This window comes from Pseudaminobacter soli (ex Li et al. 2025) (assembly GCF_003012705.1).
Taxonomy (GTDB): Bacteria; Pseudomonadota; Alphaproteobacteria; order Rhizobiales; family Rhizobiaceae; genus Pseudaminobacter; species Pseudaminobacter soli.
The window spans coordinates 175,057-190,983 of sequence record NZ_PXYL01000004.1 but is presented as its reverse complement, the minus strand read 5'-3'; the positions used below and the strand labels follow the sequence as shown (position 1 = coordinate 190,983).

The 15,927-nt window shown below is 62.3% G+C and carries 15 protein-coding genes and 2 pseudogenes; 10 read left to right on the top strand and 7 right to left on the bottom strand.

The features are described 5' to 3' along the window. Positions 1-32: 32 nt before the first annotated feature. Positions 33-299: pseudogene (locus C7I85_RS09810) on the bottom strand (cytoplasmic protein); the annotation flags it as partial. Positions 300-517: 218 nt separating this feature from the next. Here C7I85_RS09810 and C7I85_RS09805 point away from each other — a divergent pair. Together C7I85_RS09805 and C7I85_RS09800 are read left to right on the top strand one after the other, a co-directional pair. Then, on the top strand, positions 518-934 hold the full coding sequence (locus C7I85_RS09805; RefSeq protein ID WP_245444874.1) for a helix-turn-helix domain-containing protein: 417 nt from the start codon (positions 518-520) through the stop codon (positions 932-934). Between the two features lies 1 nt (position 935). Next, the gene (locus C7I85_RS09800) at positions 936-1,745 is read left to right on the top strand and encodes a DUF6456 domain-containing protein (RefSeq protein WP_245444873.1); all 810 of its coding nucleotides are present in this window, start codon (positions 936-938) and stop codon (positions 1,743-1,745) included. A 4-nt stretch (positions 1,746-1,749) separates the two neighbouring features. On the opposite strand, the gene C7I85_RS09795 is transcribed toward C7I85_RS09800, so the two are convergent. Next, on the bottom strand, positions 1,750-2,175 hold the full coding sequence (locus C7I85_RS09795) for a SufE family protein (protein WP_106723786.1): 426 nt from the start codon (positions 2,173-2,175) through the stop codon (positions 1,750-1,752). 109 nt (positions 2,176-2,284) lie between these two features. Then, the gene (locus C7I85_RS09790) at positions 2,285-2,608 is read right to left on the bottom strand and encodes a DUF5330 domain-containing protein (RefSeq protein WP_106723785.1); all 324 of its coding nucleotides are present in this window, start codon (positions 2,606-2,608) and stop codon (positions 2,285-2,287) included. A 464-nt stretch (positions 2,609-3,072) separates the two neighbouring features. Between C7I85_RS09790 and C7I85_RS09785 the strand changes: the two genes are divergently transcribed. The 3 genes from C7I85_RS09785 to C7I85_RS09775 all read left to right on the top strand — a co-directional run bounded on the left by C7I85_RS09785 (position 3,073) and on the right by C7I85_RS09775 (position 6,103). Next, positions 3,073-4,869 (top strand): sensor histidine kinase, encoded by a 1,797-nt coding sequence (locus C7I85_RS09785; protein WP_245444872.1) that lies wholly within the window; start codon positions 3,073-3,075, stop codon positions 4,867-4,869. Next, on the top strand, positions 4,844-5,659 hold the full coding sequence (locus C7I85_RS09780; RefSeq protein ID WP_106723784.1) for a peptidoglycan-binding domain-containing protein: 816 nt from the start codon (positions 4,844-4,846) through the stop codon (positions 5,657-5,659). Before C7I85_RS09785 ends, C7I85_RS09780 begins: the two co-directional genes overlap by 26 nt. A 96-nt stretch (positions 5,660-5,755) precedes the next feature. Continuing rightward, positions 5,756-6,103, top strand: coding sequence for a DUF1491 family protein (locus C7I85_RS09775; protein ID WP_106723783.1), 348 nt, complete (start codon positions 5,756-5,758; stop codon positions 6,101-6,103). On the opposite strand, the gene C7I85_RS09770 is transcribed toward C7I85_RS09775, so the two are convergent. The 4 genes from C7I85_RS09770 to C7I85_RS09750 form a co-directional block, all read right to left on the bottom strand. Next, positions 6,090-6,986 carry a DUF2336 domain-containing protein gene (locus C7I85_RS09770; RefSeq protein WP_106723782.1) on the bottom strand — a complete coding sequence of 299 codons (897 nt, stop codon included), beginning with the start codon at positions 6,984-6,986 and terminating at the stop codon, positions 6,090-6,092. The two genes, C7I85_RS09775 and C7I85_RS09770, sit on opposite strands and share 14 nt — an antisense overlap. 441 nt (positions 6,987-7,427) lie before the next feature. Further along, the gene (locus C7I85_RS09760; protein ID WP_106723781.1) at positions 7,428-7,970 is read right to left on the bottom strand and encodes a DUF1254 domain-containing protein; all 543 of its coding nucleotides are present in this window, start codon (positions 7,968-7,970) and stop codon (positions 7,428-7,430) included. Beyond that, entirely contained in the window at positions 7,963-8,547 is a 585-nt protein-coding gene (locus C7I85_RS09755; protein WP_106723780.1) for a DUF1214 domain-containing protein, read from the bottom strand. Before C7I85_RS09755 ends, C7I85_RS09760 begins: the two co-directional genes overlap by 8 nt. A 108-nt stretch (positions 8,548-8,655) precedes the next feature. After that, a complete protein-coding gene (locus C7I85_RS09750) occupies positions 8,656-10,809 on the bottom strand; it encodes a transglycosylase domain-containing protein (RefSeq protein ID WP_106724088.1) in 2,154 nt (717 codons plus the stop codon). Between the two features lie 244 nt (positions 10,810-11,053). Between C7I85_RS09750 and C7I85_RS09745 the strand changes: the two genes are divergently transcribed. The 5 genes and pseudogenes from C7I85_RS09745 to C7I85_RS09720 all read left to right on the top strand — a co-directional run bounded on the left by C7I85_RS09745 (position 11,054) and on the right by C7I85_RS09720 (position 15,889). After that, positions 11,054-11,581, top strand: a complete 528-nt coding sequence (locus C7I85_RS09745) for a hypothetical protein (RefSeq protein ID WP_106723779.1) — start codon at positions 11,054-11,056, stop codon at positions 11,579-11,581. Beyond that, positions 11,523-12,803, top strand: coding sequence for a DNA-packaging protein (locus tag C7I85_RS09740; RefSeq protein WP_106723778.1), 1,281 nt, complete (start codon positions 11,523-11,525; stop codon positions 12,801-12,803). The genes C7I85_RS09745 and C7I85_RS09740 overlap by 59 nt, the downstream gene beginning before the upstream one ends. 12 nt (positions 12,804-12,815) lie before the next feature. Further along, a pseudogene (locus tag C7I85_RS09735) lies at positions 12,816-13,996 on the top strand (phage portal protein); the annotation flags it as partial. Between the two features lie 1,129 nt (positions 13,997-15,125). Continuing rightward, the gene (locus C7I85_RS09725) at positions 15,126-15,506 is read left to right on the top strand and encodes a hypothetical protein (RefSeq protein ID WP_106723776.1); all 381 of its coding nucleotides are present in this window, start codon (positions 15,126-15,128) and stop codon (positions 15,504-15,506) included. A gap of 68 nt (positions 15,507-15,574) precedes the next feature. Next, positions 15,575-15,889 carry a hypothetical protein gene (locus tag C7I85_RS09720; protein ID WP_146148847.1) on the top strand — a complete coding sequence of 105 codons (315 nt, stop codon included), beginning with the start codon at positions 15,575-15,577 and terminating at the stop codon, positions 15,887-15,889. The last annotated feature ends 38 nt before the right edge of the window (positions 15,890-15,927 follow it).

Sequence of the window (15,927 nt, the reverse complement as noted above, 5' to 3'; positions counted from 1 at the left end):
ACATGGTTGTCTCGGCCGTCTGCAGGCTCCGCACCACGTAGCCTGTCCAGAGCCTGCTTCAGCGCCATGTGCCGGTTGAGATCGTAGCTCCAGTGTCGGCGCATGCCGCGCAGGCGTTCCCGTTCGATGGCCCGCTCCAGGCGCAATGCGAGCTTTGCCTTTAGTTCCGGTTCGGCGGTCAGCGCTGATGAAAGGTCTATCCCGCAGACCAGATGCAGCGCTGCGGTCTGCCGTGCGTTGGCGACCTCGGCAGACTGCTTTGCGCGGAAGGCACTGTATTCGGCATGGATATCGTTCATCACGCAGATTCCCTCGTCGTTGCGATGAACGCACTATCGATCGGTCGCGAAACCGGGGGATGAAATTGGCCTCTCCAGAGGTGGTCTACCGAGAAAAGCTCCTTTCATTCCAAAGCCTTGTTAATTTTAACGCGGAAAAATCGTTCCTCGTTTGTTCACAGTTCCGGCTGAGTCCGATATAAGAATTCATTCCTATTTGCGGAGGGACGAGTTCTGTGTTGACGACTGCGACATCCAGGAAGCCCAAGGTCGAGGCCAACGCTCCGGTAAAGGAGGCGCCGCGCCGTGTAGCCGCAGTCTCAGGGGGCCGCCGCGAGGAGAACGCGATCGAATTGTGCGAAGGCCTGATCGACATCGTCGCGGCGCTGTTCAACGTCCCTAGCAAGGAACTGCGGCGCACCGGGCGAACCGGGTTGGACATAGCCCGGGTGCGCCAGATCGCGATGTATGTGGGCCATGTGGTGATGCGCCTGTCGATGTACGACATCGGCAAGGGCTTCGCACGTGACCGCACCACCGTGATGTATGCCTGCCATACGATCGAAGACCTGCGCGACGTGGAGGAATTCGATGGCGTGGTTGCCATGGTGGAGCGCGTTGTCCTTGCGGCATTCCGCGATCGGCTGGGGCTTTGACATGGCAGAGCAGACGGAACGAGAGCAGGCAGAGCGGCGCATCATGCGCTTTGTGTCCGGCGGCAGGACCGAGGTCCGCGGTGCGGCCAGTACAGGCAAGCTGCTGCTGGACGGAGGAGATCGCGGCACGATTTCAGCGCAGGCGGAAGTCTTTCGGCAGATGATCGAGAAGGGAAGCATCGTTCGGCACAGAGACGAGGTGACGGCGGGCCACGATGTACAATCGGCGAAGATGGTCTCGCAGCACCGTGTGGCGCCTCAGTCACTGCAACGCGATCTCGACGTTGTAACGGTCGAACGGAACGGCGCTGCCATCAAGGCCGTCGTCAACCTCTCGGAGTCGCCGCTCGGGCAATTGATGCGGCGCAGGACCAGGGATGGCGCACCGTTTCTGACCGAGGCGGAATTCCGGGCAGGGGAGCGGCTGCGGGCCGACTACACGCGTGGGCAGATCATGCCGCGATTGGGCGCGAACTGGGAGGCTAGCGTGGCGTCCGGCCGAAGAGCCGGCGGCAATGGCATAGCCGAGCTAACCGACGCTGCCCTGGCCGCACGGTTGCGCGTCGAACGGGCGATTGCCGAGGTCGGCCCCGAGCTTTCCGGCGTGCTGATCGACGTTTGCTGCTTCCTCAAGGGGCTTGAACTGGTGGAAGCAGAGCGAGGCTGGCCGGTGCGCTCGGCCAAGATCGTGCTCAAGACGGCGTTAGGCGCGCTGAGCCGGCACTATGAACCTTCCCGTTCGGCCAATGTCCGCAGGCCGGCGCGCACGCTGCACTGGGGCAGCGAGGACTATCGTCCGAGTATCGAGTGACCGTTCAGGCGGGTTGCAGCGCGGTTTCGGCGTCGCGCTTGATCCGCTTGACCATGGAGCGAAGGCCATTTGCCCGCTGCGGCGTCAGATGCGCGTCCAGGCCGAGCGAGCGCAGCGTGTCTTCCGCGTCCGTAGCCATGATTTCGCTGGCGCGGCGGTTCGAGAACAGTGCCAGCAGGATCGCGACCAGGCCGCGCACGATATGCGCGTCCGAATCGCCCTGGAACCGGATAACCGGGTCGGGGCCGTCGCCGCGATCCGTCAGCAGCCAGACCTGGCTGACGCAGCCGGGAACCTTGTGCGCGTCGTTGCGGGCGTGTTCCGGGAAAGGCGGAAGCGTTTCGCCCAGCTCGATGACATAGCGATAGCGGTCTTCCCACTCGTCGAGGAAGGCGAAGTCGTCGCGGATGTCCTGGATCGTCGCTGTCATGGCCTCGATATAGTGACACGGAAGGGCTGCGTCACGGAAAAAGAAAACACCGCAGGCCACGAGAGGGCAAACCGGCCTGCGGTGGGCCGCCTAGGCGGCAAAGAGAAACTCAGTTGGCGGGATGCGCGGCAGGGATGCTCCCGGTGGTCGAGGCAGTGTCCGGCTGGCCGAGCTGGCTATCGAGCAATTCGTAGGCGATGCGCGCGGCTTCGCGCGCCCTGATGCCGACCGTGTGCATGGCAGACTTGCCGATTTCGCAGACTTCGGGCTTGCGGTCGCATAGGCCGCCGATGTCGCCGAGCGCCTCGCGTGCTGCAAAGAAAGTCTGGAAGGCGCCGACGCTGGGCTGATCGTTGCTCTTTTCACCGAAGTTGAATGGCAACACCAGAAGAACCAGCGAAAACCAAAAAGCCGTCTTGAGGAGAAAACCCATGTCCTTGCCCTCGTCATATGCGGGTCGCGCATCGTCGGCACGACCTCGTTTGTATGAGCACACTGCCACGGCCACGCAAAGGACCGATTGCGGAAGCCACTGACATTTTCAGCAAATTTAGTTCGAATTTTAACGACCCGCCGGACGGCAGGATCGGCTCGGATTTGCAGCGAGGCGTTCAGCTTTGCCTAACCATGTAAGCTCTTGTTTTCAAATGCGGGAGTTGCGGGCGAGCGAGAAACGGCGCCGGAAAGGCCGCTGGCCAAGACTTCGAACACGGCTAACGATCCATTTACCATGAGAGGAACTGAGCTCAATTTGAATGCCGGCTAGGCCAATATTTGTGACCTCGGAGACGCCTGAGCGGACCAGCCTTATCCTTTCTTTAAAGGCTCGATGCGAGGTTCGGAAACAACCAAAAAGCGATCCGCCAAGCGGACCAGTTGCGAGTGCGTTGAGTGAGTTTGTCTGTCACCAGATCCAGCGAGGTAATCGGCGCCGTCGACGCCGGCTGCGACCGCTTGGTGCATCCTTCCGTCAGGGATGAAAGCGCCCGCGCGGCCCAGCGCCGTCTGGTCGGCATCCTGCTTACGGCACCGTTCTTCGTGTCGGCTTCCATCGCTCTTTATCTGGCCAACACGCTTGGCGCTGCCACGACCCTTGCCGCGACCTGCGCGACCTTCGGTGCAGCTTGGCTTGCGGTACTTCTGGTCGCCGCCAGCGGGAAGGAACAGTTGGCGGCCGCAGCTGCTTTGACGTTCGGCATCGCATCTATTTCTGCAATCGTTGCGGGCGCAGGCGGCCTTGCTTCGCCCATGTCGGCGCTTCTGCTGGCGCTGCCGCTGGAGGCATACTGGCAGAGGCGCAGCCCGCGCGCTGGCCTCAATGGTGCCGGCGCCGCACTGGCCGTGCTGCCGCTACAGGCACTGCTTGGCTCGACCGTATTCCCGGCGTCTGCGGCCGTGGCTGGCTGGCACTGGCTGGTGCCGCTGGCCTATGTGGCAACGCTTTTGCCGCGTCTCGGCGGCCTGGTTGCAAAGACCTCTCAGGACGAGGAAAACGACGAACGGCCTCGGCTGGAGGACATCGTCGACGCCGTCGTGATTCGTATGGCGCCGAATGGCGACATTTCTGACGTCTCGGCGCAGGCACGCGAGACGATGCGCCTGCAGCCGGAGCTTCTGCTCGGCACTGGTCTGTTCGATCGCATCCAGGTGTCCGATCGGGTGGCTTATCTGTGCGCCTTGGCCGACCTGCGTGGCGGCGCCACACGTCGGAAGGTTGAAGTCCGGGTTCGGCTGCCGCGCCAGGAGGACGGCCCGACCGACAACTATCGTCCGTTCCTGATCGAGCTGATGAGCAACGGCAATCGCGCACCCGTCTTTACCGCTCTGCTTCGCGAGAACGAGGAAGTGGCGCAGCTGCGAGCCGATCTGGCCAACAGGGGCGAGTCGGCCGAGGCACTCGAGATTGCCAAGGGTCGTTTCCTTGCGGCGGTCAGCCACGAATTGCGCACGCCGCTCAATGCCATCATCGGCTTCTCCGATATGCTGCTGCATGAAACCTTTGGCGGCTTCCAGAACCCGCGCCAGAAGGAATATGTCACGCTGGTTCGCGATTCCGGCCATCATCTGCTGGAGGTGGTGAACTCCATTCTCGACGTGTCCCGCATCGAGGCGGGCACCTATGCCACCAATCCCGAATCGTTCCGTTTCGCGGATGCGGTGGAAATGTGCCGCTCGATGATGAACCTGCAGGCGGAAGCCAAGACGATCTCGCTGACGACGCAGATTGCTCCGGAAGCCGGCGAAATCCATGCGGACCGGCGCGCGGTCCAGCAGATGCTCATCAACCTCGTTTCCAACGCGATCAAGTTCACGCCGAGCGGCGGCCAGGTGAGCGTCGGCGCCAAGCGGCTGGGCTCGTGGCTGCATTTCTGGGTGAGCGACAACGGCATCGGCATCGCCGATCACGATCTTGCCCGGCTCGGCAAGCCGTTCACGCAGGTGCAGAACGACTACACGCGCCAGTTCGAAGGAACCGGGCTGGGTCTTTCGCTGGTGAAGGGGCTCGTGTCGCTGCACGAAGGCACGATGTCCATCGAAAGCGCGGTGGGCGAGGGCACGACCGTGACCATCAGCCTGCCGGTCGGTGGGCCCGCCATCGACGAGCAGCCGGAAGAGCGCGGCGCGCTGGTGGCGCTGCGGGCAGCCGGCGCAATGAGAAGGGAAGGGCATGGCTCGCTCCGCAAGGCAGGCTAGACAGGTCAAGGAGCCAGTCCGTAAGCCGAGCCCATTGCAGGAGGGCGCGGCCGCCGTCGGCGGCATGATCTCGCGCAACCCGGTCCTGGTCGGCGGCTCCACCGCATTCATGGTTTCGCTGTTCTACGTCTCGGCCAATGCGCTCTGGTATCAGCCGCACGCGCATACCAGTGCGTTCTTTGCAACACGTGAATTCAGCTGGCCGGCCGATCGCGATGCTCCAGGCCGGGGCGAACCTGAAACGACCATCCAAATCGAGCGGCCGGCAGAAGCGGCGGCCCCTATTGTCCGGCCGAAGAGCGATCCGGTCGTGGAGCAGGTGCAGGGCGTACTGAAGACGTTGAATTTCTACGACGGCACGGTGGATGGGCTGAGCGGCCCGGCCACGTCCAGGGCGATCGAGGCGTATCAGCAGAAAATGGGCCTGAACGCCACGGGCCAGATCGACGACCAGCTTCTGAATCAGCTTGGTCTGAAATCGCCCGCAGCCGCTATCCAACCCGTACCGGCCCCACAACCGCGCCCGGCACAATCGCAGGCCAAGCCTGCGGCTGTCGCGCAGCCGGAGCCGGCGCAGCAACCTTCGGCACCCGCCATCTCCCAACGGATCGCCAAGATCCAGGAGGGGCTGAGGGCGTTCGGCAACAACGACATTGGCGTCGACGGCGTGGCGGGCGCGCGAACCAAGTCTGCGATAAAGGAATTCCAGTCGCTTTTCGGCCTGCCCCAGACTGGCGAGCCGGATGAGGCCGTCTATGCCAAGATGAAGGCGATTGGCCTGACTCACTGAAGCCAGACACGTTCGTTGCTTCCTTAGTGCTGTCCTTCACTGGCGTTGGCAGCTAAGAGCGATATCTTTCTGCCGCAGCAACGAGTTGTCCGATCCATGCGCGTCACCACAGATCTTTGGGTATCCGCCCTGTTGCGCCGCGTCTTCAGCGACGGCGGCTTCGCGGCCATCGTCAAGCGGGGAGCAGGCGAGGCAGGGGCCGTATTCGTACTGTGCCGGAACCGGCTGGGCGAAGTGTGGCTGTTCGGACCGGCTCCGCAGACGAGCTACGATTCCGCACGGCCTGACGACCGCTACTTTTCCCAGCTTTATGCCGGCGATGATGCGCAAGCCATCGAGGCGCGCCTCGAAAAGGAAAAGCGTTTCGATCCCGACATCTGGGTCGTCGAGATCGAGGCCGGACAGACACCTGTCGACGAGCTGATTTCCGTTACGACGCCTTGAGCTTCTGGCTGTCTTGCGATCGGTCCTGCTGCGAATTGCTCGCCCGAACCGCGGCTGCGATTGCATCGGCTTTGCAGACCCGGATGCGTTCGCGCGCAGCTTCGGGATCTAGCGAGCGGTAGCGGAGGAGAAAGAGCCGTATTGCCTCGGCATGGGCATATCTGCCCGGGAAAAGGGCTGCGGCGATGAGGAAGGCCCGCTCCTCGCTGAGGTCGAGCGAGCGCAGCGCGGCTAGGAGCAGCGACTGGTCCGTCGTATCGGTGACAGACTTCGCGGTCCGGTAATCGAGGCCGGAGGCTCCCGCCAATGCCATCTGGAACAAGCTGGCACTTCCGGTGAGGGCGGTGTCGCGCAGCTTCGCATATTCCGGCATCCCCTCGTTGCTGTCGGCGGGGCTTTCCTGTGACGGAAGCATCATCGAGCGCAGGCGGCGGCGCGCATTGTCGGCTGAAACGCCGGGCAGGGGTTCGTGTGCTGTCTCGGAAGTGACCGCCGGCTTCGAATGGCTCAGGGCACGGATCAGATGAGCAATCGCCGAGTTGAGATTTGGGCGTCGAGCAATGGCGCGTGCATGGGGTAGGCCATGACGGCCGATCAGGGTGATCAGGTCGATGTCCCTGAGCAGCTTGGAGCGGATGAGAAGGGGGGCGGCAATGTCGACGGTTTCGTTGCAAAGCCGTTGAATGAGCTTGCGGGGCGCGTAGTCACACTCTGAAAGGGCGGCCGAAGCGAAACGGCGTGCGTCCACCGAAACCTGATCGAAAAGCGGCAGCGCAAGGTCTTCGAGCTGAGAGATTTCGCGCCGCGTCGGACGTGTCAGCGAACAAAAAGCGGAAATGGCGGCGCGAAACAGCCGCTCGCTCTTTCCTGCTTCGCCTTTCAAGGCAAGACGCCTGAAATCTGAAGATGACACAAGGACCACGCCTGACACACACGCACACGCTTCCGGACAATGCCTGGCCGGTGATGCCCGGTAAGCCTTCGTCCCGAAATAAAGACAAATTTAGCAATGATTTGTTAGCGCTCCGTTAACTGTCTGCTGGCGTGATGGAGACGGAGGCGTTGCGTACTTGCTCCGGTCATTCCGAGAGGGAAACGCGTGTCATGGGCAGCATATTGTCTTTCGTGCCGCGGAAGGCGGCAAGCCGACCAGTAGATCGGCCAGCCCAGGTGCTGGCATCGATCATAATTTTTCCGGGTGTGCGCTACGAGCGCCGAGCCATGATCGAGGCCACCGGCGTCAGCACCATCATCGGGCGACCTGGCTCAGAGCCGAAGAAACCTACGCCGCGCCACTGAGGCGGATGATCAGATTCAGGGGCTACTATTGCGGCGCGCAGGTGACGCCTTTGAGGAAATCGGCAACCGATTTCTTCCAGCTGTCGTCGGGGACGAAGCTGCGCACCACCACGATCCCCTGGTTGGCGGCCGACTCGACATAGATGGACTTCTCTAGCCCCTCGGGCATTTCCTTGCGCAAATCGACCAGTTGCGCCGGTGTGAGGACAATGAAGTCTATGTTGCCATCCGGCAGCGTGTGGTCGTTGAAGCTGTAGATGTTTTCGCCTGCTCGGTTGTAAACCGAAACCGACCAGAACGGCGTATAACCTTTGGCGCTCACCTGCAGAACACCGTCCGACAGGTCGAAGCGGCAGGCGGCTGCAAAAAATAGCGGATCGACGGATTTGACGATCGGGCTGCCGCCCGATTCCGCGTCCAGTCTCGTGACCTTGTAGAGGCTGGAGGACATTGCCAGCCGGGACCACGCGTCCTGCTCGGTGAACTGCGGCACCAGCAGCAGGACCACGATGTGGATGATGCCCGCGCCTACGAGGCCGATGAGGATTGCATGGGCCAGCCTAAGCATCGCACGCCGCCTTCACGATATGCGGCAGCTCGGCATCGGTGATCCCGGTGCTACTGGCGATCGTGGTGTCATAGAGCGTGAGCACGAAAAACATCTTGCCGCCGCCGCTGACTGCCAGCCAGTTGCCCGGAGCCGGATGCCGGCCAACGGATATGGAAACCGTATTGTCTGGCCGGCGCAGCATTTCATAGGACTGAAGCGCAGGGGCGCGGCGTTCCGGGCCGGCGATGACGCTCATGGTTTCGTCCGCCGCGTAAAGCGTCCAGAACCTGGACGGTGGAACAGTGCCCTCGATCGTGTAGCTGCAGCCTCTTCGAAGTTCCGCACCGCTCGCGTCGCGTGCGGCGATGAAGGAGAGGCCCTCCGCCCGGCCGAGCGCGAGCACGCCCTCGCGCGAAACCTTGGCCTTCGAATATGGGTCGGCATCCGAAGTGCCGATGTCGGGAAAGGCCGTCCATTCGCCGATCGAGACGGCGCCGATGGCGTCTGGTATTTGCAGCGCATACCACACGCTCGCAGTTCCGCCGCCGATGGCGATGGCAAGGGACAGCGCGACGAAGAACGTGTGTTTGAACATGAGGTGCCGGGAGTTTGACCGCCAGTTGGACATATCGTGTCTGTGGCGGTCAGGGCTAGTCGGGTTATGCGGTGCTTGTGAAACTCGTTGGGTGATTGGCAATCATGGTCAGAGGCCCGACAGCTTTTCCGGCTCGGGCGGCGCCTCGAGGACAGGGGCCGTCTTGAAGAGTTCGTTCATCTCGAGCAGCACGCGGGTGGTCGAGCTGGACAGGATCGGCGGCCGGCCCATGTCCTCGTCGATTGCGGCGGCGTTCTTCTGTTCCATCTCGAGGGCCTTTTGCGCGATCTTGGGATCGACATAGGGGTTCTTGATGCCGGGAATGGGTTTGATGTCGATGTTCTGGTGCGCATAGGTCATCAAACGCTGCCAGACCATCGCCGGCAGGGAGCCGCCCGTCATGTTGCGGGTGGGGGAATAGTCGTCGTTGCCCAGCCAGACGGCTGCCGTGTAGTTGCCGGTGAAGCCGACATACCAGGCGTCGCGGTAGGACTGGGTGGTTCCGGTCTTGCCCGCCGAGCGGATCGAAGGCAGCGCGGCGCGCCGCGCGGTTCCGGCCTCCGGGTTTTGCACCATGATGGAGTTCATCTCGGATACCGCCTTTTCCGAAAGAACGCGCTTGAACTGCGGATGATCGTGGTCCCAGTCGTAGATGACTTTGCCGGAGTGGGTGATCAGCTGCTGAATGCCATGGCGCATGCTGCCGAGCCCGCCGTTGGCGAATACGCTGAAGCCTGTGGCCTGGTCCATGACCGTCATGCCTGACGTGCCGAGCACCATAGTCTTGTGTGTGCTGATCGGGGATTCGACGCCCATGGCCTCTGCCGTGGCCTTGATGGGGGCAGTCGTGAGGTAGTCCTTGGCGAGCCGCACGGGCACGGTGTTGATGGACCTCAGCAAGGCCATGGTGAGGGTGACGCGGCCCGAATAGCTACGGCCGTAGTTCTTTGGCGACCAGTTGCCCCAGCTGATCGGCCCGTCGGATATGACCGACTCCGGCGTGAAGCCGTGCTCCATGGCAGTGGCATAAACATAGGGTTTGAATGACGAGCCGGCCTGGCGCAGCGCCTTGGTGGCACGGTTGAACTGGCTGGCGCCATAGTCCCGGCCGCCGACGATGGCGCGTACCGCTCCGTTGGTCTCTAGAACCACCGCGGCGCCTTCGGTGACGTGATACTCCTTGCCGTGCTGGCGCAGGTTGAATTCGACCGACTCTTCGGCGGCTTTCTGGATGTTGAGGTCGATCGTGGTGCGTGCCACCAGCGAATGTTCACCGGTGGTGGCGGCAAGCCGCTTCACTTCGTCAAAGGCCCAGTCGAGGAAATAGTCCGGGCTTTTTTGATCGCCGCGGTCGACCACGCTTGCGGGGTGGAGGCGCGCAGACAGAACCTGACCTTCGGTCATGAAACCGCTTTGCACGAGGTTCGAAAGCACCACATTTGCGCGGGCGCGGGCCGCTGGAAGATTGACGTGGGGCGCATATTTCGCCGGGGCCTTGAACAAGCCCGCCAGCATGGCGGATTCGGCGAGGTTGAGGTCCTTGACCGACTTGCCGAAGTAGAAATCCGCTGCTGCCTCGATGCCGAACGCGCCGCCGCCCATATAGGCGCGGTCGAGGTAGAGCTGCAGGATCTCCTTCTTCGAAAGGTTGTGCTCCAGCCAGATCGACAGGAAAGCTTCCTTGATCTTGCGCTCGAAGGTGCGTTCGTTGTTGAGGAAGAGGTTCTTGGCAAGCTGCTGGGTTATACTCGACCCGCCCTGGACGACGGAGTTTGCGCGGACGTTTTCCGACATGGCGCGGAAAAGACCCAAGAAATCGATGCCGAAATGGTCGAAGAAGCGCCGGTCCTCGGTCGCGAGCACTGCCTTGATCAGATAGTCCGGCATCTGGTCGACAGGCACGGAGTCGCGCTGCATGATGCCGCGCCGGCCGATCTCGTTGCCGTAGCGGTCGAGGAAGGTAACGGCAAAGTCGTCCTGCTGGCGCCAATTGCCGACGGTTTCCTCAAACGCGGGGAGGGCTAGCGCCAGCATCAGCACTGAGCCCGCGGCGCCCATGGTGAAACCTTCGCTCAGGACCTCGATGACGCCGCGCCGCCAGCCGCGGACGCGAAAGCGCCGGAAGAAGATCGTCAGGGATTCCCAAGACTCACGCGCCTTGAAGCTGGCCTCGTAGAGCGACGAATCGATCCAGGCGTCGATCGCCAGGAAAATGCTGGCGCGCGGCGCTTTGGGCTTTCGCTTCGCGGAGGAGTCTTTCATGTCGCCGCCGCCCGTCTGTCTGTTTCGAAATCTCAGAAAAAGCATATGGCAGTTTCCGGACGGTGAATATCGGCTTCTTACCCAATCATATTGGCCCCGGCTACGGAAAGCCAAGGGCTGCTCATAGATCGTGAAAAAATCTCGCGGAAATAGGAATATATTCTTGACACCGTAACGGTGCTTTGGTAGTGTTTTCGTATCGTCGGAAAAGTGTGAGTGGCGGGCCGGTTAGGCGGCCTCGGAATTGGCCACCGACGAACATCTCCAGAAATCCAGAGAGTTTCCAATGATACCATGCGCCAAAGCACGGTGGATGGCTGCGCGCGCGCTTTATGAGAGCGAGCGGCCCTCCCTGGAACAACTCGCCGTTATTGCGGGGTGGAGGCTGGCGACTGTCCAGTCTCGCGCGGGCCGTGAGGGCTGGCAGCGCAGCGAGCCGCCAAAGGACCCTGGCGGTCGTGTCGCCAGGGTGATCGACGGGCTGCTCGGCGAAATCGAGGCCCTTGGCTTCGGAAACGGGGAAGGGGCCGTCGGCCTCGACAAGGCACGAATTGAGGCGATCTCGGCCCTGATCCGGACGCTGGAAAAGATCGGCGACATCACTCGAAGCAATACGGAAGCGAACGCAAAGGAAAGACAGATCACGCGCGATGCAGACATGGCCGGATTCCTCAGGCGTATCGACGAGCGAATTGTTGAGCTCGCTGTGGGACATGCAAAGGAACTGGTCCGAAAGGAATCTCCGGGACGAGAAGCTTCCGCTGATAGCTGAGGAGTGGCTGTTCAAGGCGCGCATCCAGCAATATCTGCTCGGCTCGCAGCCCGCGACATGGCTGGTCATCGGCGGGCGTGGTGCGGGCAAGACGCGGCTGGGAGCGGAGTGGGTGAACAGCCTGGTACGGGGCCTTTCGCCCTTTGCGCTTGGCAGGCATGACCATATCGCGCTTGTCGGCGAGACGCTGGGCGATGTGCGCGAAGTGATGGTCGACGGACCCTCCGGCATCGTCACGATCTCCCGCCACGATCGGCCTCGTTTCGAGGCAAGCCGCCGCCGGCTGGTGTGGGATAGCGGCGCGGTTGCCCAGATTTTCTCCTCGGAAGACCCGGAAAGCCTGCGCGGGCCGCAATTCGAGGCGGCCTGGTGTGATGAGTTGGGCAAATGGAAGAATGCCGAAGCCTGTTTCGATATGCTGCAATTCGGGCTGCGGCTGGGTAGCCAGCCGAGGCAGCTCATCACCACAACGCCGCGCCCGACAAGGTTGCTGAAACGCCTGATGGCGGATCCTGCCGTGCTGCAGACGCGCATGCGCACCTCCGACAATGCGCAAAACCTCTCTGAAGGTTTCATGCATATGGTCGAGCAACGCTATGGCGGCACACGGCTCGGCCGGCAGGAACTGGAAGGCGAACTGATCGAGGATCGCGACGATGCGTTGTGGTCGCGGGCGGCAATCGAAGAGGCTCGTCTGGATGCGGTGCCGGAACTGCAGCGCATCGTGGTGGCGGTCGACCCGCCGGCCAGCTCGAACAAGTCTTCCGACGCTTGCGGCATCGTGGCGGCCGGACTCGATGCGACGGGGACCGTCGTTGTGCTCGCCGATGCCAGCATCAAGGCCGCGCGCCCGCAGGATTGGGCTGGCGCGGCTGTCGCACTTTACCGTTCCCTGCAGGCCGATTGCCTGGTGGCCGAGGTCAACCAGGGCGGCGACATGGTGACGGCGGTGATCCGCACGGTCGACCCCGATGTGCCGGTGAAGCCCGTTCGGGCCCGGCGCGGAAAATGGCTGCGCGCCGAGCCGGTGGCGATGCTCTACCAGCAAGGCAAGGTGCGCCACGCCGGCCGCTTCCCCGAACTTGAAGACGAAATGTGCGATTTTGGTCCGAACGGTCTCTCGAATGGCCGCTCTCCCGATCGGCTAGACGCGCTGGTCTGGGCGGTGAACGAACTCATGCCGGACCGCTCGGCGCACCCGCGCATTCGCGAATTTCTCTAGACAGGAGAACACATGGCTTGGAAATGGCCTTGGCCTCGCAGCGCGGGGAACGATGCCGCGGCCCAGAGCGCAAGAGCAGCGGATTGGGCTTCGTGGCGCTGCATGCGCAAGGCGAGGCGCGCTGGACCCAGCGCGACTATGCAGCGCTGGCGCGCGAAGGTTTTATGCGCAATCCCATCGTGCATCGCGCGGTGCGCCTGATTGCCGAGACGGCCTCGGCGATCCCCTGGCTGCTCTATGAAGGGGCGGTCGAGCTTGAGGACCACCCGCTGCTCAAGCTGCTCGAACGCCCGAACCAGAGGCAGGCAGGGGCGACGTTCCTCGAGGCGCTGTATGGACATTTGCTCCTGTCCGGCAATGCCTATGTCGAGCTGATCGAAGCCGGGGAGGATGCGCGGGAGTTGCATCTCCTGCGTCCCGATCGCGTGACGGTGCTGACCGACGCGGATGGCTGGCCCACTGCGCTCGAGCATCGCGAGGGTTCGGCCAAGCGCCGGACCCGGATTGGGTTGGCGCCTGGCGGCGGCGCGCTGCAGATGACGCTGTTTCATCCACTCGACGACCATTACGGGTTTTCGCCACTGGAAGCGGCGCTGATGGCGCTCGACCTCCACAACGCCGCCGGCCGCTGGAACAAGGCGCTGCTCGACAATTCGGCCCGGCCTTCCGGCGCGTTGGTCTATGCGCCGAAGGAGGGCGGCAACCTCACCGACGAGCAGTTCGAACGGCTGAAGCATGAGCTCGAGGAGGGCTATTCCGGTGCGACGCGCGCCGGCCGCCCGCTGTTGCTGGAAGGCGGCCTCGACTGGAAGGCGATGGGGCTGACGCCCAAGGACATGGATTTCATCGAGGCCAAGCATTCGGCCAGCCGGGACATCGCGCTCGCCTTTGGCGTGCCGCCCATGCTGCTCGGCATCCCCGGCGACAACACCTATGCCAACTACCAGGAGGCCAATCGCGCCTTCTATCGACTGACCATCCTGCCGCTGGTGGCGCGGACCGCAAAGGAGCTGTCGGCCTGGCTGGCGCCTGCTTTCGGCGCCGATCTCAGGCTCTGGTACGACGCCGATTGCGTCGAGGGCCTGTCGGGTGAGCGGGACGCGCTGTGGTCGCGGCTGGAAGCGGCGAGCTTCCTGACAAACGACGAAAAGCGCGAGGCGGTGGGCTATCAGCCGCACAGGCTTGGCGCCAAGGCGGGTTTTCGGCCCGACCAGCCACGCGTGGCCGCGGGCAATCCCGACGGTGGGCAGTGGGCGGGTGGGGGCTCGGTCATTCGTGTTCAGAGCCGTACGCGCGGGCCACGTGGTGGAGGCGTCAGGCCTGTCATGGGCAGATGGGCTGAGGCAACTCCAGAACAGGAAACTCGTCTCGAAATCAGTTATGCACAGATGCGCGGTGCAATCGAAGAGGTCCAACGTCTGGACCCAAGGTGGCGGCCAACACCGAGCGCCTACGAGACGATCGAAGGCGAAATCGCGGCCAACGAAGCGGCGAGGAGAGAGTCTGAAGACAGGATCGTCGAGTTACAGAGAATGGGGATTGGCCCCGGCCCTTTTGCGGTAGAGTCTCAGCCCGCCCGAGGCACCGGTAGACGCTGGACCGCCGAGGAGATCCGTGAAAACAATCGCATTGGCAGGAAATATGGCTGTCACCAGTGCGGGACGACGGATCCGGGTACAAAAAGTGGCAATTTCGTCTTGGATCATCAGCGTTCAAATGCATTGGTCGAAGAAGGAGAACAGCAAATTGTCCTTCCGCACTGTATAGCGTGCAGTGTTAGGCAGGGAGGATATCTGAAAGGGTTGCTATATGGCTCAACAGATTAAGTACGCGATGCCGAACGGTCTCCTCTTCATAGAAGACATATCCGGTGGCCGGCCGCCATATCCATTCACCGACGAAAAGGTGCAATATACTTCTTCCTGCATCTCCGTTGCATGCCTCCACGAAATAGACGGGGAAGCGGAAATAGTTTTGGGACGGTCGGAGGAAGTGGCGCCTGCGTATGCGCTCGCTTTTGACGGACACCTAGATACGCCCAGCAAGGAACTGGTGATTACCGACGTACAAGGTAACCACTTGCTCACTGCGAGGGTGCCCGACGTCGTCACCCGCATCCGTGTCTGGCGAAGCCATCCGGAGTGGCCTGATCAGGTTGTTGTAGGCTGGGGCTGACGGAACGCCGCTAATGTCGCTTGGCCATCTCGGGCGAGCGCGTCCCCGATGCCGGTGCGGATTGGTATGTAAACTCAAGGGGAATAGTTATATTCATGACCATGCTGCGAGACGAGTTGAGATCTTCGCTTTCTTAAAGGAAGTCGTATGGCCTCGAATTTCATAACCATGCCGCCGGAAGATTGGTTCGCGCTGGCCGGAACGCTTCGCGTTTCCGTATCGGCCCTCCAACTCGCACGCCAATTTCGCGATCAGGCAAGGCAGGCCGTCCCGGATGAGGATTGGGTCGTTTCGTTCGATTGGGCAGACACGCGGCGCGTGCGGGAAAAGGGTACCAATGAATGGCGCGATGTCGGGGCGGGACTGGATATCGCCGCCTACGAGCGATGGAAGATCAGCGATACGCGCATCCAATCGATCGACGGCGTGGACATTGCCTTCAAGGTGTCGCCTCAGGTCTATGAACGAAGCGCGGAACGCCTGATCGGCACCGACGAGACGGCTTTTTCAGGGCCGGTTCTGCGGTGACGCGGCACCGTCATCGCAAACGCGGCGGCGGTGCCGGTAGCCGGCAGATTGGCAATTCAATGCGGTCGGTGAGCATTCATTACCGCGAGGGAGAGCGCGACAAGCTGCTACGGGAGATTGTCGGCTGTGCCGAAAGCTACGGCTTCACGGTCGGGCTCGGCGTCATCCCAAGCGAGCCGGATTTTATGGAGGTCATGTTTCGCCATGCGAAGAAGGCGGCGACGGGCTTCGTCGACAATTCTATGCTAGGCGTTACGGTGGCTGCCGGCTCCTCCGGGCGGGTTCAGTTTTCGCACGCAGTTGCGAACGATCTGGTCGAAATGCTGCGCCAGGCGGCCGGAAAGTTGCCGGGTGCGCGCTTCGATCTGATCGTTCTGAAATGAACGACACGAACCAAGGTCGCGCGAACCATTGCGTGCAG